Raw genomic sequence first — 20,801 nt, 5'->3', positions numbered from 1 at the left:
TGAAAAAAAGGAACAGAACAATGAGCAAACGAAGTGATTTAATGACCAAAGGGCCCGAAAGAGCACCCCACCGTTCTTTACTGAGAGCAGATGGCTTTACGGACTGGGAGTTGGAGCGGCCCATCATCGGTATTGCCAACTCCTTTAATGAGATCATACCGGGGCACATGCATCTGGATAAGCTGGTCGATGCAGTCAAAGCCGGTATATATGCAGCCGGGGGTACGCCGCTGGTCTTCAATACCATTGGCATTTGTGACGGCATTGCCATGAACCACGATGGCATGAAGTATTCACTTCCCAGCCGGGAATTGATTGCCGACACCGTAGAAACCATGGCGGTTGCCCATCCTTTTGATGGTTTAGTCCTGCTGGCATCCTGTGACAAAATTATACCGGGGATGCTGATTGCTGCCGCGCGATTGAACATTCCCGCGATTTTTTTATCCGGCGGGCCGATGCTGCCAGGCAAAGTACATGGTAAAGATACGGGGCTGGATAAAGTTTTTGAAGCTGTCGGTCGCTTTAAAAGCGGAAAAATTTCCGAAGAAGAACTGGATACATTTGAGTGCGCTGCCTGCCCTGGTGCCGGCTCCTGTTCGGGGATGTTCACTGCCAATACCATGAGCAATCTCTCAGAAGCGTTGGGCATGTCGCTGCCTTACAACGGCAGCGCACCGGCTGTTTTTTCCGAACGCATCTGGTTGGCCAAAGAAACCGGCTACAAAGTCGTTGAGTTGGTCCAAAAAGACTTGAAACCACGCGAGATCATGACAGCAGATGCGTTTCACAACGCCATTGCGGCTGATATGGCCTTGGGTGGATCCACCAACACGGCGCTGCACATTCCGGCACTGGCCTATTATGCCGGTCTGGACCTAACCCTTAAAGATCTGGATCCCTTCACCGCCATGGTCCCTCATTTGACCTCTATTGCGCCTGCCGGCCCCCATCATGTTGTTGATCTATTTTATGCTGGTGGTATCCCTGCCATATTGGCAGAATTACACAAAGCCAAGCTCATCAAAACAGACCCACCGACCGTCTATGGAAAACCCGTCGGAGAAATGCTGACCGACATCAAGGCCGGGGTCAAAGATTATGCGGTCATTCGTTCAATTGAAAAGCCGGTCCACCGCGGCGGGGGGCTGGCCATCTTAAGCGGCAATCTAGCGCCTGATGGCTCCATTGTAAAGCAGGCGGCGGTATCTGAGGAAATGCTGACCCACTCCGGTCCAGCCCATATTTTCAACTCTGAAGAAGACGTGTTTGAAGCCATCATGGATGCGAAGATTAAAAAAGGTGAAGTCATCGTGGTTCGATATGAAGGGCCAAAAGGAGGGCCCGGCATGCGCGAAATGCTGTCACCCACATCTGCGCTCGCCGGTATGGGGATGGATAAGCAAGTAGCACTGATTACCGACGGCCGCTTTTCAGGAGCCAGTCGCGGGGCCGCTATCGGGCATGTTTCTCCGGAAGCAGCTGCTGGCGGGCCGATTGCAGCACTGCGCGATGGCGATATCATCGAAATCGATATTCCACAAAAACGCCTGAATGTTCGATTATCAGAAGAAGAAATCCGCAATCGGATTGCCACCCTGCCCGCGTTTGAGCCCAAAGTCAAGGGCGGTTATCTGGCCCGCTACACACAGATGGTTTCCAGCGCTGATCGAGGAGCAGTTTTCCAGCGTTAGCGTTGGTAGCCTTTTTCTATCACCGCAGAGACGCAGAGATCGCAGAGATAATTATCTTTAAGTTTTTCGTTGAGAGGCCGAAAAACTTAAAACCTCAGCTTTGCGGGCAGGGTTTCATTACTCCAAATGGATTTTTGGGGTTTGTGCCTTTTAAATTACATCAAAGAATACAATACTTTTTATTTGCTCAAGGCAGATTGTTTGGCCTGATTTTCCCTCTCAGGAATTCAGGCCAAGAAAAAAATTCTCTGCGGCCTTTGCGTCTCTGCGGTGAACAAAAAATAAAATCAACACCAAAACTATTTGCATGAGCAATGAAGACCTATACAACCAGCGGTTGGAAAGAATCCTAAAGGCCGTTGCGCTGGAGGAGCCGGATCGTACACCGGTTGTTTTAGAGTATTCCGGGTTTGCGGCCTATGCCACACAAACGCCGATGGCCGCATTTTTAAAATGCCCGCAAACCAATATTGATACAATGATTAAAGCGTTTGAGCTGGTGGGTGATGGGGATGCTATTAACTATGGCGCTTTTTGGCCTTATGGTCTGTGCTATGATTTTATGGCGAAGGTTCGCGTGCCGGGGGTGGATTTGCCCGAAAATGAAATGTGGCAGGTAACTGAAACCCAGCTGATGGACCGCGATGATTATGATCGCATTCTGGATCATGGATGGTTGGACTTTTTTGAGAAAATGATGCGGGAACGCATCCTCAATGATGTGCCACCGGAATACCTGCCGCCACAGCGGCAGTCGGTCAACGTTCGTGCAAAATGGCAATCCATTGGCATACCGGTGCTCAGCGGTGGCGACATCACCACGCCCATTGAACTGCTGTGCGGGGCACGCTCCCTGATGGAGTTTGCCATCGATCTGATTGACATACCGGAAAAAGTCGAAGCCGTTATGGATACCATTCTGCCGCACCTGGCCGACGCCGCTATTCGACGCGCAACAAAAAAGGAATATCCGTTGGTCTGGGTAGGCGGGTGGCGCGCGGCGCCCTGTCTGTTATCGCCGGCAATGTGGCAACGATTTGTATGGCCTTATTTTCGCAAACTGGTCACAGAGGTCGTTGATGCTGGTTTGATTGCACTGCTGCACCTGGATTCTGATTGGACGCGTGAGCTTGAAATTTTCAAAGAGCTTCCCCGCGGAAAATGTATTATGGCCCTCGATGGCGAAACCGATATTTTCAAAGCCAAAGAAATTTTAGGCGATCATATGTGTATCATGGGGGATGTACCGGCATCGAAACTGTTTTTAGATAATCCGGACGATGTTCACGCCTACTGCACTCGCTTGATCAAGCAGCTGGGTCCACAGGGCTATATTCTACAGTCCGGTTGTGATATTCCAGCCAACGCCAAACTGGAAAATGTGCAGGCCATGGTGGCCGCCGCCATCGGTTAGGCCGGTTTGCCCGTTGAGCCGGTTTAGCCTGTTAGTTCGTTGCCCGTTAAAAATAGGATGGCCTAATTAAAAATATAGGAAAAATTTAAATCAATTTCTATTTCCTTACAAAAGAACGACGCGTCCGAGGCTCATTTGCTGTAAGATTTGAAATTAAGCGACATTCCTTTTCTATCGGGCTCAACCGGCTCAACCGGCCAACGGGCTCAACCTAATGTGGAAGCCCCGACATTGGAGAAAAGATACGGTTTGAAACAAGTTATCGGGGGGTTATCTTGATAGCGGCGGGTTGTATCCACCGATTAGTACTGCCCTCATAAAACCACTTATCCGGAAAACCGCGGCGGCGAGTGAACGTTGGATTTTCAGCCCAGTCCATTAATTGCTCATAGGCTTGTTGAACCCGCAAAAAGACGGCAGCATCACCTCCCTGATCGGGATGATGGGTTTTGGCCTGCTGGCGGTAGGCGCTTTTAATGATCCTTTGCAACTCTGGTGAATTCAGATCTGAGCGAGCCAATTTTAGAAACGTTAGTGATTTGGCCATTCGGGCCGGTTCCACAATTTCATATGGTTTAAGCGAATGGGGACCAGAATTTTGGTTTTTGGCTTTTTCCAAAACATGCTGTGTTGCGATATAGCGCTTGTTGGTGCGGCGTTTTTCAGCCCACCATGCCCTTCCCAGCAGGTTTGACAGGGTAGCGAAATCATCAACCGGTTTTAGACCGGGGCTGCGTGGGAAAAGAAAACTGAATATGCTCTTGGAGCCGTAAGGCAGCACATCCAGAAAAATGAGGGAGGTTGTAAAATAAAACGTCGCATACTTGGTACTGAGTGCTCTTAACAGACCAGTCCGCATATTCAAACTGTAGCGCAGCTTCTGGCGGCAATCGATTGTACAGTATTTGCGTCGACTCATATTCTCGTCTGTGCCGCAGGAAAGGCAGCGTTTATGCGTATGCGCATATGACAGAACGAGGTCTTTTCTTGTGTTTTTTTTCATGGCAGGTGCGATTAGATTGAAATTTAAAACTTAAATACATTCTAATATCTTTGCTGTCAAAGTACAACTGCGCCTGGGTCAGTTTTGCAAAATATTCGCATACCTTTGGCGAAATCATCATATTTTTACTTGCCGTTAGGAATTTAATTTTGTAAAAATAAGTATATTCATTTGAATGATCACACGGTACACCCGCAAAAGGCGGTCATCTATCAGATTTTAAATAAAGGTTTTAAAAAAATGAAGCAACAAATCTGTAATAAACGAATCCTATGGCTTTTGATGGTATTATTCTTAATTGCGGCCTGCGGCGGGCGCCAACTTGAAGTTCAATCGATTCCCAAATCGGAGCATCCACAGGAATTGATCAATAAACTGGACAGCGAGGTTGCCCTGGCACGCAACGAAAAAATAAATGTATTGGCACCAACATGGTTTACCAAGGCCGAATCTTCGCTCAACGAGGCCAAAAGACTTCTGGAGGAAGGTGCTGAGCTTTCAAAAATATTTGATAATATTGCCACTGGTCAGGCCCAACTCAATCGCGCCAAAGAAATAGCCAATGTTTCCAAAGCCACACTGACCGAAGTGATTGAAGCACGCGAGCTGGCACGCAAGGCTGGCGCAGCCGGACTTGGCAAGGATTACACAGCAGTTGAAGAAGAATTTTTAGAACTTACACATGCCATCGAAAAAGAAAATCTGGGCTATGCCCAGCGCAACCAGGCCGAAGTGGCTGAAAAATTCCGCCAGCTTGAAATAAGATCGATTAAAATCAGCACCATTGGCCAGGTGCGCAACTTGCTGCGCGTGGCTAAAAAACAGAACACTGATAAAATTGCACCGGTGTCTTTTAAGGCCGCCAAAGAGAAATTTAAAGAAGCCGATACGTTTATTACTCAAAACCCTTACCAAAAGGAACAAATGAGCTTGCTGGCCAATGAAGCTCTTTTTCTGGCCCGCCGCCATATGGAAATTGCCAAAGAAACCATCAAGCTGCAGCAGATGACAACGGAGCAAATTGCCCTCAACATGGAAGAGATGATTTACCAGATGTCCAGTCAGCTGAAGGCGCCCGATATGCGGGACCAACCTTTCGAGCAACAGCTGGATAACATACTGGCAACTATCTCAGCTCAGCGAGCGGACCAGGAATTCACAACAAAAAAAATCAAAGAGCAGCAATTGGAAATCACCGACCTGCAGCAAAAGATAGCATCACTGGAAGGCCAGAGCCGCCAGCAACAGGAACGGTTGATGGCCGACAAACAGTTAAACCAGATTTACAGCGAGGTTAGAGGTTATTTTGAACCCCATGAAGCAGAAGTTTACAAAAGGGAAAACCAGCTGATTATCCGGCTGAAAACCATCAAGTTTCCGGTCGGCCAGTCGGTGATTATGCCGGAAAATTACGCATTACTTAGCAAAGTCCAGCGTGCCATCCGAGCTTTTGGAGAACCGGATGTCATTATCGGCGGCCATACGGATAGCACTGGACCTGAACCGATAAATGAACATCTATCCCAGCAACGGGCAGAAGCGGTGCGTCAATACCTTGTCGCCAACGGAATCTTGCCGTTTGAAAAGATCATCTCGGTTGGATACGGCTCCATGCGGCCCTTGGCTTCGAATGCAAATGAAAAAGGCCGGGCCATGAATCGCCGCATAGATGTCACCATTTCACCCAACGTGGCAACTACTCGCTGAACCTGAAGCCTCACGCGCATCGTTACCTTTTAGAAAAGAGGCGATGATCACCCGTTGACCTGCACACGGATCCGACCTGAGTCCATTTGTGTTTCTTTTTCATTTTGACCTAAATCAATGCGCGTGCATCCCACATTCATCTATGCTGTTTTAGCGCGTATAAATCTTCACCTTTCAAAGCCATTACAAAACGGGGAGGCTCTTATGAAACAGCTCAATCTTTACGAAGAAAATGATTTTGCCGAAAAAGCGTTCAAAAAACTATTAGTACATGACTCACCCTATTTTAAAATCCTCAATTTCAATTTTAAACCCGGTCAAGAACTGCCGGTTCACAGCCATGACATTGAGGGCCAGCTTAGCTTGGTTGTCCTGGAGGGCGAAGGTGAATTCTTAGGTGAGGGAGATGCGACGATGCCGGCCAAAGCCGGAGATGTTGTCATCAGCGATATTGCCGAGCCTCACGGTCTGCGCGCCACAACGAATCTCAGACTGCTGGTCACAATCGCACCACCTATTTAAGTCGGTTAAGCCGGTTAGCCGGTTATGGCCGTTGAGCCCGTAAAAAGATAATTAGATCGTTTTCATTTTAACCGGCACAACCGGCTTAACGGGCAAACGGGCTCAACTTAGTGTTCGACGAACACTTGAAATAAAACCAAGTCTAAAACCGTTAGATCTTGTTCGAGAGCTCCCGCCTGTTGGCGGGACTTAATTAGAAGCCATTTTAAAATCCCTTTTCTGCTGGTTTGCGGCTTTTGAAAAGCGCTAAACTCGTTACGCTAAATCTTGAAAACTCGAGCTAACGTTCTCAAACAGTTCAAGATTTTGTGCTCCACTTCATTAAGCGCTTTTAACAAAAGGCCGCAAAATCAGGCCTGAAAGGAATTTAAAATAGCTTCTAATTTGAACAACATGGAAGATTAAACAAAACCAAGTCTAAAACGCTTAGATTTTATTCGAGGGCACGGCTTGATTCATTTCAAAAGTGGAGCGTACTCGATAGTACGCGAGCATTTTGAAATGAAGCGTAACACAGCCCTCGGATAAAAGATGAGTGTTTTAGACTTGGTTTTTTTCGATGATGGGGATTTTGAGTTCTTGAGCAGGATGCAGCGCTCCAACATCTAAATGGGAATTATATTTTTTGATCAGCCACACCGGAACATCAAATTTATCCTTTGAAATCGTCCAGATGCTGTCCCCTCTGCGAACCGTATAGGTCTCAACTTTCTCAACACGAAATGATGCAAAAAAATCTTCTGCCATCTCTTTATGAAATTCGAATCGTTTTTCTTCAAAGTCCTCTTTTGTGACCCGCCGAAGGGGAATTTTGATGGATTGATGTATTCGAAGCGCTTTTCCAAATCGCAAGCCATTCAGCCGCCGGATCTCACTGGCGGGAACATCCAGCCATTCAGCATAATGACCCAGAGTTTCTTCAACCTCTACTTGAATGCGACCAATGGAACGTCCTTTGTGGATTTTGATGCGTTTGATGGCCAGCTCGCCCTGCACGACATCAGCGCTCTGGATGGCTTCAGGGGGCAGTTGTTGCCTTTCATCAGCTTGGCGGTTTTCCGATTGCAAACGCGATAGTGCGGCTTCAAGGATACGGTTTGATTCAATTGTGTCAAAATCAAGACTCGAAACCATCCGAGGCTGTTGCAGCTCCAGCAAAGCCATTCGCACATCGGGAATTTCCGGCCTGCGCAAAGGTGTCTTGCTCTGTTTTTTGAAAGGTCGCTCCTTTGAATTTTCAGCTATTTTGGGTTTGGCACGCTCGGATGCCAAAGCAGCCACCTGAGGTGTCTTGGCCCCAGGAAGAGGGATTCGCAAATTCTGATTGACGTGGACGGTCGCACGCGCATCCAGATTGTTAGCAGCAATCAGATCATTTAATTTGACACCGTGGTCACGGGCAATTTTACCAGCTGTATCACCTTTGCGGACAGTGTAAATTCGACTGCGTTTCTGGTAGTTTTTGTAGATTTTCGGTGCCAGTTGGGCGATCTCCTGCTGCCAGTCGTGATCGGGATGAGCCGGCAGCTTAAGATGAAAACCGCGTGGCACATACTTCTGTCCTTTGATAACCGGGGATCTCAACGCCGGGTTCAAATCACGCAGCACTGCAAGTTTCAGATTCAGATGCCGCGCAATTTGCGGTAAAGAGCTGTAGCCGGACATTGCAACTTCCTGCGTTTGCACAGGCGCGTCCAGGATAAGCTTTCCAAAATAGCGTTCATAATCATGGGCGACCTCCCGGGCCGCTAAAAACTCAGAATAAAAATTGCGTGAAGCAAATCTAAAAATACGGCTGCGGTATTCTTTAAATATAGTTTCATAGTTTCCTTTGCGTCTTTTGGCCCGCAGCATACCGGAAACGCCATGATTGTAAGCGGTTATGGCCATCGGCCATTCGCGAAATTTTCTATAATTTCTTTTCAGCAACCGCGAGGCCGCCCGCGTAGAAATCATGGGATCCCGCCGCTCATCAACGGCATAGCTGACCGTCATATAGCTTTTACCCGTTGAGCGCGTAAACTGCCACATGCCGGCAGCGCCGAATTTGCTGTAAGCTTTTGGATTAAATGACGATTCGACATGGGGCAGATACACCAAATCTTCCGGTAAGCCGGCATTGCGGAAGATTCGTTTCATTTCCGCCAAGTAGGCTCCGGATCGAATGATACCTTGGCGAAACGGATCGTTCTGGCCAACCTGACACCGTAAGTTGCGCATGGCATTATGGAAATCGGCACGCGTAGCATGGGGCCCGAATAATTGAGCCACGCGTTGCTCCAGAGGTCCGCTGGGTTTTTTTCCCTGGGCCAGTTTCGCCAGGATCTGTTTGTATTTCTTCTTGACGCGTTTGACCCGTACCTTATTGATTTTGCGACCGCTATAGCTATTGCGGTCCTTTAGGGCAATGACCTCATAGATGATCGCCAGGTTTTTCTTATCGTGAATAACTCCCTGAGCGGTTGAGTATTCGGTATATATTTTTTTCCAGAATTCAACATTGGGTCGAATGCTATCATAGACTGGAAATTCGGCATCGATACTGCTGGCATTTAGCGGCAGATTCCCCCACACCATCCCGAAGAAGGTTATGGTAAAAATTATGATATTGCACCGATAATTTTTCATGAGCTGAGCACATTCGGGCAATATTGGGCCCGAGTCCAATTTTGGCATTAGCACCTGTCAAGGATATATCCGCTGGCGGTGATCGAAGCGGTCAAAACAACTTAGTAAGAATAAAGCAAAATCCAAGCCAAATTTGACTAAAAAACATAAACTGCTAAATTCCATATAGTTACGCTAAATTTTAGGTTGGCCCTTTGCATCAAATGCGAAAATATTTTGACAAAATTCAGCAAATTCTGCCCTAATTGCGCCTGCCAATTTTGGTGACAGCGGGTTTTAAAAATGCGGGAGAGATGTTGGCCAAAAATATGAAAGCTCGGAAGGCAGGATGGTTATATTTAAATTACACAAATGTAATCACAGGCAACCTATTTTCCAAAGCAGACGTTATGCGGTAGGCCCTGAATCAGATGTCCTGCAAATATCGGTTGGGATCCTGCATAAAGCTTTTATATACTTGGAAATGCTCAGTATCCTCATAACCAATAGGTTGAAGCGATGATTCGCTGAAGCGGAATATGGTAGCGCCAGGACAGGCCAGAAGAATGGGTGAATGGGTGGCAATAATGAACTGCGCATGGCCTGCCTGTCCCATTTTAGCGATCAGTTTTAACAAATCGATCTGAGTGGTCGGCGAAAGGGCCGTTTCCGGCTCGTCCAGCAAATAAAGGCCCTTAATTTTAAAGCGTGATTTGAAAAAAGACATCAAAGATTGACCATGGGACTGAATCATTAGCGATTTGCCGCCAAAATAGTCGAGCAAGCCCGGATCCATGGTAGCCCATTCATCAACGATTTGAGCAAAATTGTTAAAAATTTCAGAAGAAAAAAAAGAGCCCGGAACCGACTGTTGGGACCAGACAACTTGAATGCCTTTGAAAAACTGGTTCTCATAGGGATTATATTGATAGCGGGCCCTACGCTCACCCCGCCAAATGTAGATGCCGCAGCGCTGGCTGATAGCCTGCAATAAGGTGGATTTGCCGGTGCCGTTTTCACCCGCGAAAAAAGTCACCGGGCAATCAACGTCTACCGTCTGGATGTGCCTGAAAATATCCAGATTAAATGGATAGTGCGCAACGGTTGGGAATTTATCAGGTACAATACGAACCTGTTTAAGATGCATGCGTGCTTCTCCTGTATTCAATTTAAATAACGATAACAATTCGACAGGTATTTTCACTGCTCCAGTTTAACGCTGCCGCAACAAAGCCTAACACCATTTCAAGTTTACCGGCAAAAATCAAGTCATTTAGATGCAGACGAAATCGCGGTTCTGATAGATTGGACATTCATTGCAGCTGTTTTAGCTTCAAATTTTTATTGACATAAGATACCACTTTGTGGGACCTTGCTGTTAAGAAAATCAGGATTCTATGGGCATTCATACCCTGTATTTCAAAATTTTTGATCCTGAAACAAAATCGGATCCGTATTGCAGTTATCCAGCCTTTTCGATTGTCTTGGTCTCGGGCACACATCAGGTGTGATCAATTTAAACGAAGCCGCTCAAATGACACCTTCTATTCCAGGCGTGAAGGATGTATCTGAATCCATCAGACTTGAATAAGCGTTAAGGGGGAAACCAATGGCTAAACTAAAACTACTACTACCCTATAATTTTGCCAGCTTCGACCATAAAGCGCTGGATTTCGTGATCGACACATTTGGGAATTCGAAAAATGTTGCTGTAACCATATTTAACGCTTATACGCCCATTCCTCAAATTGATACGGCTGCAACTTCTATAACAGGAAAATTGAAAGGAAGCTTAAGTTACCTTTCTCAGAAAATTTCTGAGCAAGAAGCCGAACTCCAAACCATCAAAGATAAACTGGTGGAAAATGGATTTGAAGATAGCGTTGTTGATACTGTTTTCCAACCGCGCAAAAAAGATGTTGCCAGCGAGATTATTGATCTTGCCACGGCGCAAAAATACGATGTGATCGTCATCAGCCACAAGCCCGGCAAAGCAACTCGATTTTTTACCGGCAGCAGATACCATAAAGTAATTTCTGCCCTAAAAAACTTGACCGTTTGCGTTGTGACTTAAGGTCGATAAAAAATATATCCCCCCATAATATTTAAAGCCTTAAATTCCGCAACCGGGGTAGTTGAAGAGCGGTGATTAACCAGTAAAGGAGGGACTCTATGCCTGTCGAGGAAAAAATTGATATTGATATTTTTAAGGTTGTCTTCAGAGCGATAGCCCAATCGGATAATCTGGAAATCATGGCCAATCATCTAACCCAGCTGCTGGTTGCGGCCCTTGAGATTAAGGGATGTACGCTGTTTGCCCTCAATCCGGAGACTGAAGAGTTGGAAGTATTGGCCAGCATTGGTTTGAGCACGAAATATTTAAATAAGGGACCGCTGTTGACCGGCAAAAGCATTGGCGCGACTCTAAAGAAAAAGCCGGTTGTCATCCGCGATGTTACCAAAACCGATCAACTGCAATACCCTGATGATGCTAAAAATGAGGGCATCGGTGCGATAGTCTCAGTTCCCATTCAAATTTACGATAAAGTTATCGGTGCTTTGCGGCTCTATCACCATGAGGCATGGGAAATCTCCGACAAAGACGTCGATTCTTTGCTGGTGCTGGCTGAAAATATCGGTCTGGCAATGACCTATACCCGAATGCTTAACACACTCAACACGATAAAATATGCTATGCAAGAAGTTCAGCCAGTCGGGCTGGCAACCAGGGAAGGATAGCTGATAATTGAGTCCAGAACTGCCATTGGATTAAAACCTGTTCAAAAGGAGTCAGCAAAAATTAAGATTGGTTCATACCGCTATAACCATATAGCAGATCCCCTCTAAATTACTTTTCTTGGGTAATCTCCTTTCCATCCATCTCCGAGCAGTGCCGCCGGGCATTGCTTCAGTTGTGTGCACCGGCTTGCATACTAACTATCTGTCTATTGGTAGCGTCACAAATTGAGAACAGTTCCTCACCTGCGGGGTCCCCGAACACAGGGTCTTTTTTATTGACTAAACTGCCACAATGTAACAAAATTTGGTCTTTGTGTCTCTATTCTTGGTTAGAATAAAATAATATCCACCACAACGGCGCAAAGAGCACAAAGTAAAAAAAATAAAATTGGATGAAGTTTCAAACTTCTTTGTGAACTTTGTGTCTTGGTAGTTATAAAAATTTGCATAAAGTATGGATTTAGGTAAATGCAGGCATCCGCAAAACAAAAGCCGTCTCCTGAAACCCGACTGTCAAAGCTAAAAGACCATTTTGCCCAGTATGATGGTGCGATCATCGCATACAGTGGCGGCGTCGATAGTGCCCTGCTGGCCTTTGTGGCGCACCAGGCGTTAGGAAACAAGATGCTGGCGGCATTGGCGGACAGTCCATCACTTGCACGCCGGGAATATCAACACGCCCTGGCCTTTGCATCAAAACACGATATTCCGCTGCAAGTTATCGATACACGCGAGATGGAAAATCCATTTTACGGGGCCAATCAAGGCGACCGATGCTACCACTGTAAAAAGGCGCTTTTTGAAAGAATTGAAGAACTGCGCCAGCAAACGGGTAACGCTTTCAGCGACCTTTCCTGGCCGGTATTTTACGGCGTTAATTTGGATGATTTGGGGGATTACCGGCCAGGCATACAGGCTGCAGATGAGGCCTCGATTCTGGCACCCTATGTTGAGTTAAAAATGGACAAAAAAGCGATTCGAGATGTCTGCAGCTTGTTGGGCCTTGATGTGGCTGACAAACCGGCGATGCCGTGCCTGGCCAGTCGAATTGCCTACGGTCAGGAGGTTAATGCTGATAAGCTCAAGCAGGTGGAGGCCGCCGAAGATTATTTGAGCGATCTGGGCTTTCAAATGCTGCGGGTGCGTCATCATGGAGATACCGCCAGGATCGAGATTGTGCCGGCAGATTTCAGCTTAGCCTTGCAGCATCGCAAAACCATCAGCAAGAAGCTGCACGATTTGGGATTTTTGTATGTCACCCTGGATATCGATGGCTTCAAAAGCGGCTCTCTCAATGCTGCTTTAAAGAACAAATAGCGGCTATTATAAAAACCATAATTAAACGTCAGGTAAATCGAAATCAAGAGGTTGAGCCCGCTGCCTGCCGAAGGTCCTCGTGAAACGGGATTAGCCGTTTGCCGGTTCAGATATTTTCTGATCTTAACGGGCTAAACCGGCTCAACCGGCACAACGGGCAAACCAAAAATGGAAAATAAGCAAATAAAAGTAGCGGTGGGGCTGAGCGGTGGTGTGGATTCTTCTGTGGCAGCGGCCTTGCTGCAAAAACAAGGTTATGCTGTTTGTGGCATCACTATGGAAATTTATGATGATGCCCTGGGATTTGATGAATCCGCTAAACATGCTTGCTACGGACCCGGTGAAAAAGAAGATGTCGAATCTGCGGCCGCCATTTGCGACAAACTTCACATACCGTTTCATACCATCGATTTACGAAAAGAATATCAAAACCATGTCATCCGATATTTCAGGAATGAATACCTGGAAGGTAAAACCCCAAATCCCTGCGTGGTGTGCAACCAAAAGCTCAAATTTGGTTTTCTTTTGGAAAAAGCCAGGCAGGCAGGCCTGGAATTTGATTATTTTGCCACCGGCCATTATGCCCGCATTGAAAACACCGGCGACCGTTTTGTATTGAAACGAGCTGCTGATCGCTCGAAAGACCAAACCTATTTTCTTTATGGGCTCAACCAGCGGCAACTGGCGCATACGCTTTTGCCGCTGGGCGGTCATACCAAGCAGCAGGTCAGGAAAATAGCGCGCACGTTGGGTCTGCAAACGGCAGAGCGCGAAGAAAGCCAGGATTTCATTGACGGCGGGGACTATTCCATTCTTTTTGATAAAAATGAGATAAAATCCGGCGATATTGTTGATGAAGCCGGCCAGGTACTCGGGAAGCATCGGGGCATCATTCATTACACTATCGGGCAGCGTCGCGGTCTTGGAATTGCTTCCCAACATCCGCTGTATGTCCGTAGAATTGATGCAGCTCATAATCGTATTATCGTCAGCAGCCAGGAGAACCTTTCTAAAGGCCTTGTGGCTGTGGACTTAAACCTCATCGGCATCGATCGCATCGAGCTACCGCTAGACGATGTTCAGGTTAAAATCCGACTGCGGCACAAAGCGGCCGACGCCACAGTTTACCCTTCCGAAGGCCGTCAAACCAAGATCCTGTTTAAAGACCCCCAAATGTCAGTGACCCCGGGGCAATCTGCCGTGATTTACACCGGAGATACGGTGTTGGGAGGCGGTATTATCAGTTCTGCGCTCTGAGCAGCCCTGGCATCTTTTTTGTTGACACAACTGCCACATTGTATCAAATTGAACTGTTGCGGATGTGTATCGCATCATAAACCAGCATTAAGGAAATATATTATGGAACGTGAGGAGTTTAAAAGGCTTAGAAAAAAACTAAATAAAACCCAGGCCCAAATGGCCCAGCTGCTGGGCATATCGTTAAAGGCGGTCCACAGCTACGAGCAGGGATGGCGCAGAGTGCCGACGGCTGTCGAACGTCAGATGTATTTTTTAACGGTCAAACAAAGTTCAAAAAAGGGCAAGCCGAAAGCATGTTGGCAAATAAAAAAATGCAGCCCAGAGCTTAAAATCAAATGTCCGGCTTGGGAGTTCGGCGCCGGTGAACTTTGCTGGTTCATAAACGGCACCATTTGTGATGGAAAGGTTCAGAAAGACTGGAAGGAAAAAATGAAAATCTGCAAGACCTGCGAAGTATTTGAACCGCTGATCGAGTAGGTTACCTGCCATATCCTGTAAAAACCTCATCAATCGAATGTTTCGCCTTGCTGCCGGAAGGTCAGCATCGCCCATATTCCAACCTTAAGGCACTAAAGGATTTCCATAATGAACCCAAACTATAAATTTGAAACATTGTGTCTGCACGCCGGCCAGCAGCCGGATCCGACCACCACTGCCAGAGGCGTACCGGTGCACCGCACGTCTTCTTACGTTTTTAACAGCAGCAAACATGCTGCCGATCTATTTGCACTCAAAGAGATGGGTAATATTTACACCCGCATCATGAATCCCACTCAGGAAGTCCTCGAGCAGCGCATTGCTGCCTTGGAGGGCGGCGCAGCAGCCTTGGCTCTGTCGTCCGGGACATCGGCTGTGTATTACACGATTATTAATATATGTGAGGCCGGTGACGAAATCGTATCCGCCGGCAACCTGTACGGCGGCACCTATACGATGTTTGATTGTATTCTGCCCCAATTTGGTATCCGCACCCATTTTGCAGACGTCACAGATCCGGAAAGCATTAAGCGCGCGATCACTGAAAAAACCCGAGCCGTATTTATTGAAACCATCGGCAATCCGGTATTGGATTTTACCGATATCAATGCGATCGCCGAAATCGCGCATTCACATCATCTACCCCTGATTGTTGATGGCACCTTTACCACGCCTTATTTGATGAAGAGTATTGAATACGGTGCTGACATCGTCGTCAATTCGCTGACCAAATGGATGGGTGGCCATGGCACCGGTATTGGCGGCATTGTAGTGGATGCAGGAAAATTTGACTGGCAGGATCCAAAATTCAAACTGTATAATGAGCCGGACCCCAGTTATCATGACATCCGCTACGCCCATGATTTGGGCGATATGAATCCGATTGCCTTTATTCTTCGCATGCGGCTGGTTCCTTTGCGAAACTTAGGTGCCTGTATCTCCCCGGACAACGCCTGGATGTTCTTGCAGGGTTTGGAAACCCTTCCCTTGCGCATGCAGCGGCATTGTGAAAATGCAGCCGCAGTGGCCCGGTTTTTAAAGGAACACACGCATGTTGAATGGGTGCGTTATCCCGGATTACCCGACGATCCGACATATCCGGTTGCCAGCCGATATCTGAAAAACGGTTTCGGCGGCATGGTCGTCTTTGGGATCAAGGGCGGTTTGAATGCCGGTCAAAAATTTGTGGACAGCCTGAAACTGTTTTCGCACTTAGCCAACGTGGGAGATGCCAAAAGCCTTGTCATTCACCCGGCAAGTACAACGCATTCGCAACTCAGTGAAGAACAGCAAAGGGCCGGAGGGTTAACGCCGGATCTGGTGCGCCTGTCAATCGGTATAGAGAACATCGAAGACATTAAAGAAGATCTCGATCAGGCTTTTGCCCAGACTTGATTTTCCTTGCCCTGGCTTAAAAAATCGAGTAACAAAATTAAATGGTCTTTTTCCCACCGTAATTATGATCAAACGGTGATTAAGACCATTTCTATCTGGCATACTAAAATTTGATATAGGAAATTATTCACCACGAAAGCACGAAAGAACCGAAACACGAAAGAAAAATATCTTTTTCGTGCCTTGTATATTTCGCCTGCCCTGTTAAACCTTTAATTGTTTAAACGGGGTGATTTCGGGATTGATATAATCAGTTTTCAAAATATGAGTTAATGGTTATTCGCTTATGAGTGAATATATCGAACATGATAAACAGGGGGTTTCGGTAGGAATAGTGGAGAAAAAACTCTTCACTTTTGCCGAACCGCCGAATGACATGGTTCTGGAAAACGGCGCTAAACTCGGACCGGTAACCCTCGCCTATGAAACCTACGGTACCCTCAATGCAGATAAATCAAATGCGATATTGATTTTACATGCCCTTTCGGGTGATTCCCATGCCGCCGGATATTACGACCAAGAAGATGAAAAGCCCGGCTGGTGGGATATTATGGTCGGCCCCCGCAAAGGGATTGATACCGACAAATATTTTGTTGTCTGCTCCAATATCATTGGCAGCTGTATGGGTTCCACCGGGCCCTGCAGTACCAATCCGAAAACCGTTCAGCCCTACGCGCTTGATTTCCCAGTGGTCACCATCGGTGACATGGTGACGGCTCAAAAAAAGCTCATGGATCACCTGGGTGTTAAACAAATATTATGCGTAGTGGGTGGCTCGATCGGCGGCATGCAGGTACTGGAGTGGACCGTGCGATACCCGGAAATGGTGAAGTCCGCCATTCCGCTGGCCACCACCACCAAGCATTCGGCGTTGGCCATTGCCTTTAATGAAGTCGCCCGGCAGTCCATCATGGCCGATCCATCGTGGAATAACGGAAACTACTACTACGGACCCAAACCCAACCTTGGGTTGGCAGTGGCACGCATGATCGGCCACATCACCTATTTGTCGGATGAATCCATGCGGTTGAAATTCGGCCGCAGGCTGCAGGATAAGAGTGACTTTTCATTTAACTTCGATGCGGATTTTCAGGTCGAAAGTTACCTGCGGTATCAGGGTAAAAAATTTGTGGATCGTTTTGATGCCAACTCTTTTTTGTATATAACCAAAGCCGCTGATTATTATGACATGGAAAAACAGTATGGTGATGGTTCAGCGGTAAAAGCCTTTTCAAAGGCCAAGGCTAAATTTCTGGTGGTCTCCTTTACATCTGACTGGCTGTATCCTACCTATCAATCCAAATCCATGGTGAAAGCCATGAAGAAAAACGGATTGGATGTCAGTTTTCTTGAAATTGAAGCCGAATGGGGCCACGACGCCTTTTTGCTCCCCAATGAGCGCTTAACGATGCTCATCAGGGGTTTTTTGGAGCGTGTTTGTCGTGACAACAAAACCTAACCATATGCGCTATGATCTTCAGATAATCGCTTCCTGGATCGATCCCGGATCACACGTGCTGGATCTGGGTTGTGGCAAAGGCGAACTGCTGCGCTTTTTGATCGACAACAAGCAGGTGCAGGGCTCCGGCATTGAATTGGAAGAAGATAAGGTGGTTAACTGTATTGAGAAAGGGTTAACGGTTTTACAGGGGGATATCAATGCGGAAGTCTTAGATTATCCCGATATGGCTTTTGATTACGTGATCTTGAGCCAGACGCTGCAGCAAGTCTACGCGCCGGATAAGCTTATACGGGCAATCATGCGCATTGGCAAAAGAGGTATCGTCAGTTTTCCGAATTTCAGTCACTGGGCCTGTCGCTTGCAGCTTCTGTCTTCCGGCTATGCGCCGGTTACCAAACAACTGCCATATCAATGGTATAACACACCCAATATCCGGGTAATTACCATCAAGGATTTCCGAAAATTTATTAATGATGTTGGATTGAAAATTTTAAAAGAGGTGGCCATTAATACGCATTCAGAGAATCGGTATGGCAAGATTATCAAATTTCTGCCAAATGTGAGGGCTACTTATGGTATCTTTCTAATCGGCAATTAAAAAATAATTGAGGATATGTAAGAAAAGACTTACATTTTGCCTTTAATTTAATGTGAATATAATATTATCCTGGGTATGATAATGTAAAAAATTGATTTAGGGGAACAAATGAAGATCGTGTCGATTGCCACCAGCAAGAAAAAGGGAACACGCAAAGCTCAAATTGATGAGGTTTATTTAAAAAAGGAGCATGGCCTGGAAGGCGATGCGCATGCCGGCAAGTGGCATCGCCAGGTGAGTTTTTTGGCATCTGAAGAAATCGATAAAGCCCGCCAATCAGGCCTTGATGTAACCTTTGGTGATTTTGCTGAAAACATCGCCACCACCGGTATTGACTGGAAAAACATTCCGGTAGGAACCCGCGTCCACCTGGGACCGGAAGCACTGGTCGAAATTACCCAGATCGGTAAAGAGTGTCACAACCGGTGCGCTATTTACTACAAGGCTGGCGATTGCATTATGCCGCGCGAGGGCGTTTTTGCACGGGTGCTTAAGGAGGGAAAAATTAAATGCGGTGATCAAATCAGCATTGAGTCACCTGAAGACTAAAAGCAAGGATTCAGACAAGTCTTCATTAAGACCGTTTGTCCTTTTATTACCAGCAATGCATTTCCACCAACAGTTCAATTCTGAGACGATTAAAAATGACTACCCCCGGCAGACCGGCTGAAAAACCATACCCCGGAGGACCTTTCGTATGCAGCCGCGCTTTCTAATTTTTGCTAAATTCCTCGCCAAAGAACTCATTAATCCAATTACCTATTTGGTAGCTTTTCTAATCGGTGCCGCCATCAATACCCTGCAGGGAAACGGCATTTGGTTCTCAGCAGTCCCTTATATCGTGCCGCTCTTTGTGCAGGGTTTCGCCAAGGCCTCATTAAAATTTAAAAACAAAGACATGGATATTCTTTGTCAACTACCGGCAGAGCGCCAGGATCCTGTATTTGTAATTGATAAAAACGGCTGGGTGGTTGCAACCGCCGGCAACACGAAAAAGCTTTTTGAAAAGCATCATATTAAAAAAATTCATGACTTGTTTGGAAAGACCGAAGCCGAAACCATTCTAAATGCCACCGACGATACCCGCGAGCGATGGCAAACTGAGCCGTTAGAATTAAATTCGAAAATCAGCGGCAAATGGTATCAGATCAAAACCAAGATTGGGGAAGGCGGCCACCTTCTCATATGGTTGGATGAAATTTCATCACGCAAAGCCATGGATATCAGCTTGACGGCAATTCGCGGGTTTAGCCGTGAAGTGATCAACTCTATTAACGAGCTGGCAAAAAAGAATGATATTTACGATCGGCTGGCTTTGCTCATTTTGAAGGAAGGATACCAGGGCGTTTTCATTACCCGAGAAGACAAAGATGGCAACTTGGCCGGATATGCCTTTAAAGGAAACAGCAATGAACTTGTAAAATCCGATTATATTCAGGTGCCGGAAGCTTCGGCAGCGCCGATCTGGGCATCACGCAAAGCAGAGTGCGATATTTACGGCTGTGTGGCAACGGCCACCCGGACGGCCGACATGTCTCAGACCGATTTTGAAAAAGCCCACCCGTTTGAAGGGCGCGTTCGATCTTTTTTGGGTTTTGCCATTACCAATTATATTAATTACGCTGAGGGCGATGTGTCCATCATTGCGTTTAATAAAAGGGACGGGATCAAAAAATTTGATGCAGACGTCATCAATACCGTCGTTAATACCGCCAGGTCCGTAACGCATCTGATTGACCTGGCCATTGGCAACAATCGCATGCTCAGTGCCCTGCAAGTAGCTGAAGAAGTCCAGCAGAACCTGCTGCCCAAGGTGCTGCCTGCTGTAAAAGGTCTCGATATTGCGGCTAAAAGCATATACAGCAACAGAACCGGGGGCGACTTTTACGATTTTCTCAGAGTTTCGCAAACACCAGCCGGCGTTTTGAATGTAGTCGTTGGTGATGTATCCGGTCACGGGATCGCCGCTGGTCTATTGATGGCCACCGCACGTGCGTTGTTTAGGAGCCGCTCGGCCCAGCCGGGAGCACTTTCTGAAATCGTTACGGATGTTAACCGTGATCTAACGCTGGATATCTATGACACCGGCCGGTTTATCACCCTGCTTTATCTGGTGGTCGACTCGCCCAACCATCTTGTGAAATGGGTTCGAGCCGGACACGATGCTGCCTTGCTGTATGATCCCGCAAACGATACTTTTGAAAACCTGTATGGTGAGGGTCTGGCATTGGGATGGGATGAAACCTATCCGTATGAAGAAAACGAACGCACCGGTTTGACCCAGGGGCAGATAATCTTTATCGGAACCGATGGCATCTGGGAAACATTTAACATAGACGGTGAACCTTTTGGCAAAGAACCGATCAAAGAGATCATACGTCATAATACTGCCGCTAGCGCCAGTGAAATAATGAATGAAATCCTGGCGGCTTTAGCCAGCTATCGGCAGGGCAAAGAACCCGAAGATGACGTCACGCTGGTCGTCATTAAGTTAGTAGATGGTTGACCAAAGCTTGAAATTAGCATCTTGAAAAACCGGAGGCTACAGTATAGTCGCTACTTAAACTACCAAAAGGTGTCAGTGTTCAGGTGTCAGGTGTAAACAC

Annotated in this window: 17 protein-coding genes; 14 read left to right on the top strand and 3 right to left on the bottom strand. The window is 46.8% G+C overall.

Translation table 11 applies throughout. The features are described 5' to 3' along the window. Positions 1 to 20: 20 nt before the first annotated feature. Both ilvD and QNJ26_11495 read left to right on the top strand, forming a co-directional pair. Positions 21 to 1,694 (top strand): dihydroxy-acid dehydratase, encoded by a 1,674-nt coding sequence (gene ilvD / locus QNJ26_11500; GenBank protein ID MDJ0986161.1) that lies wholly within the window; start codon positions 21 to 23, stop codon positions 1,692 to 1,694. Positions 1,695 to 2,001: 307 nt separating this feature from the next. Then, positions 2,002 to 3,108, top strand: a complete 1,107-nt coding sequence (locus tag QNJ26_11495; GenBank protein MDJ0986160.1) for a uroporphyrinogen decarboxylase family protein — start codon at positions 2,002 to 2,004, stop codon at positions 3,106 to 3,108. A gap of 259 nt (positions 3,109 to 3,367) precedes the next feature. Here the strand turns inward: QNJ26_11495 and QNJ26_11490 are convergent, their stop codons facing one another. Then, positions 3,368 to 4,111, bottom strand: coding sequence for a J domain-containing protein (locus QNJ26_11490; GenBank protein MDJ0986159.1), 744 nt, complete (start codon positions 4,109 to 4,111; stop codon positions 3,368 to 3,370). Positions 4,112 to 4,351: 240 nt separating this feature from the next. On the opposite strand from QNJ26_11490, the gene QNJ26_11485 reads away from it, so the two are divergent. Both QNJ26_11485 and QNJ26_11480 read left to right on the top strand, forming a co-directional pair. Beyond that, positions 4,352 to 5,818, top strand: a complete 1,467-nt coding sequence (locus QNJ26_11485) for an OmpA family protein (protein ID MDJ0986158.1) — start codon at positions 4,352 to 4,354, stop codon at positions 5,816 to 5,818. Between the two features lie 204 nt (positions 5,819 to 6,022). Next, complete coding sequence (locus QNJ26_11480) at positions 6,023 to 6,340, top strand: cupin domain-containing protein (protein MDJ0986157.1); 318 nt, start codon at positions 6,023 to 6,025, stop codon at positions 6,338 to 6,340. A gap of 540 nt (positions 6,341 to 6,880) precedes the next feature. Here QNJ26_11480 and QNJ26_11475 read toward each other — a convergent pair. Further along, the gene (locus QNJ26_11475) at positions 6,881 to 8,968 is read right to left on the bottom strand and encodes a LysM peptidoglycan-binding domain-containing protein (GenBank protein MDJ0986156.1); all 2,088 of its coding nucleotides are present in this window, start codon (positions 8,966 to 8,968) and stop codon (positions 6,881 to 6,883) included. 406 nt (positions 8,969 to 9,374) lie between these two features. Next, on the bottom strand, positions 9,375 to 10,094 hold the full coding sequence (locus QNJ26_11470) for an AAA family ATPase (GenBank protein ID MDJ0986155.1): 720 nt from the start codon (positions 10,092 to 10,094) through the stop codon (positions 9,375 to 9,377). Positions 10,095 to 10,556: 462 nt separating this feature from the next. On the opposite strand from QNJ26_11470, the gene QNJ26_11465 reads away from it, so the two are divergent. The 10 genes from QNJ26_11465 to QNJ26_11420 all read left to right on the top strand — a co-directional run bounded on the left by QNJ26_11465 (position 10,557) and on the right by QNJ26_11420 (position 20,701). Then, positions 10,557 to 11,021, top strand: coding sequence for a universal stress protein (locus QNJ26_11465; GenBank protein ID MDJ0986154.1), 465 nt, complete (start codon positions 10,557 to 10,559; stop codon positions 11,019 to 11,021). Between the two features lie 98 nt (positions 11,022 to 11,119). Beyond that, on the top strand, positions 11,120 to 11,686 hold the full coding sequence (locus QNJ26_11460; protein ID MDJ0986153.1) for a GAF domain-containing protein: 567 nt from the start codon (positions 11,120 to 11,122) through the stop codon (positions 11,684 to 11,686). 468 nt (positions 11,687 to 12,154) lie between these two features. Beyond that, complete coding sequence (larE, locus tag QNJ26_11455; protein ID MDJ0986152.1) at positions 12,155 to 13,003, top strand: ATP-dependent sacrificial sulfur transferase LarE; 849 nt, start codon at positions 12,155 to 12,157, stop codon at positions 13,001 to 13,003. A 168-nt stretch (positions 13,004 to 13,171) separates the two neighbouring features. Continuing rightward, a complete protein-coding gene (gene mnmA / locus QNJ26_11450; GenBank protein ID MDJ0986151.1) occupies positions 13,172 to 14,260 on the top strand; it encodes a tRNA 2-thiouridine(34) synthase MnmA in 1,089 nt (362 codons plus the stop codon). Positions 14,261 to 14,362: 102 nt separating this feature from the next. Next, positions 14,363 to 14,740 (top strand): helix-turn-helix transcriptional regulator, encoded by a 378-nt coding sequence (locus tag QNJ26_11445; protein MDJ0986150.1) that lies wholly within the window; start codon positions 14,363 to 14,365, stop codon positions 14,738 to 14,740. A 108-nt stretch (positions 14,741 to 14,848) separates the two neighbouring features. Continuing rightward, a complete protein-coding gene (locus QNJ26_11440) occupies positions 14,849 to 16,135 on the top strand; it encodes an O-acetylhomoserine aminocarboxypropyltransferase/cysteine synthase (GenBank protein MDJ0986149.1) in 1,287 nt (428 codons plus the stop codon). A 286-nt stretch (positions 16,136 to 16,421) separates the two neighbouring features. Next, positions 16,422 to 17,594, top strand: a complete 1,173-nt coding sequence (locus tag QNJ26_11435) for a homoserine O-acetyltransferase (protein MDJ0986148.1) — start codon at positions 16,422 to 16,424, stop codon at positions 17,592 to 17,594. After that, positions 17,578 to 18,195, top strand: coding sequence for a methionine biosynthesis protein MetW (metW, locus tag QNJ26_11430; protein ID MDJ0986147.1), 618 nt, complete (start codon positions 17,578 to 17,580; stop codon positions 18,193 to 18,195). Before QNJ26_11435 ends, metW begins: the two co-directional genes overlap by 17 nt. A gap of 108 nt (positions 18,196 to 18,303) precedes the next feature. Next, the gene (locus QNJ26_11425; protein MDJ0986146.1) at positions 18,304 to 18,744 is read left to right on the top strand and encodes an MOSC domain-containing protein; all 441 of its coding nucleotides are present in this window, start codon (positions 18,304 to 18,306) and stop codon (positions 18,742 to 18,744) included. 148 nt (positions 18,745 to 18,892) lie between these two features. Further along, complete coding sequence (locus QNJ26_11420; protein ID MDJ0986145.1) at positions 18,893 to 20,701, top strand: PP2C family protein-serine/threonine phosphatase; 1,809 nt, start codon at positions 18,893 to 18,895, stop codon at positions 20,699 to 20,701. Positions 20,702 to 20,801: the final 100 nt, after the last annotated feature.

This window comes from Desulfobacterales bacterium (assembly GCA_030066985.1).
In the GTDB taxonomy this organism is placed as follows: Bacteria; Desulfobacterota; Desulfobacteria; order Desulfobacterales; family JAHEIW01; genus JAHEIW01.
The sequence above is the reverse complement of the archived record's forward strand: the minus strand, read 5'-3'. Positions and strand labels throughout refer to the sequence as shown.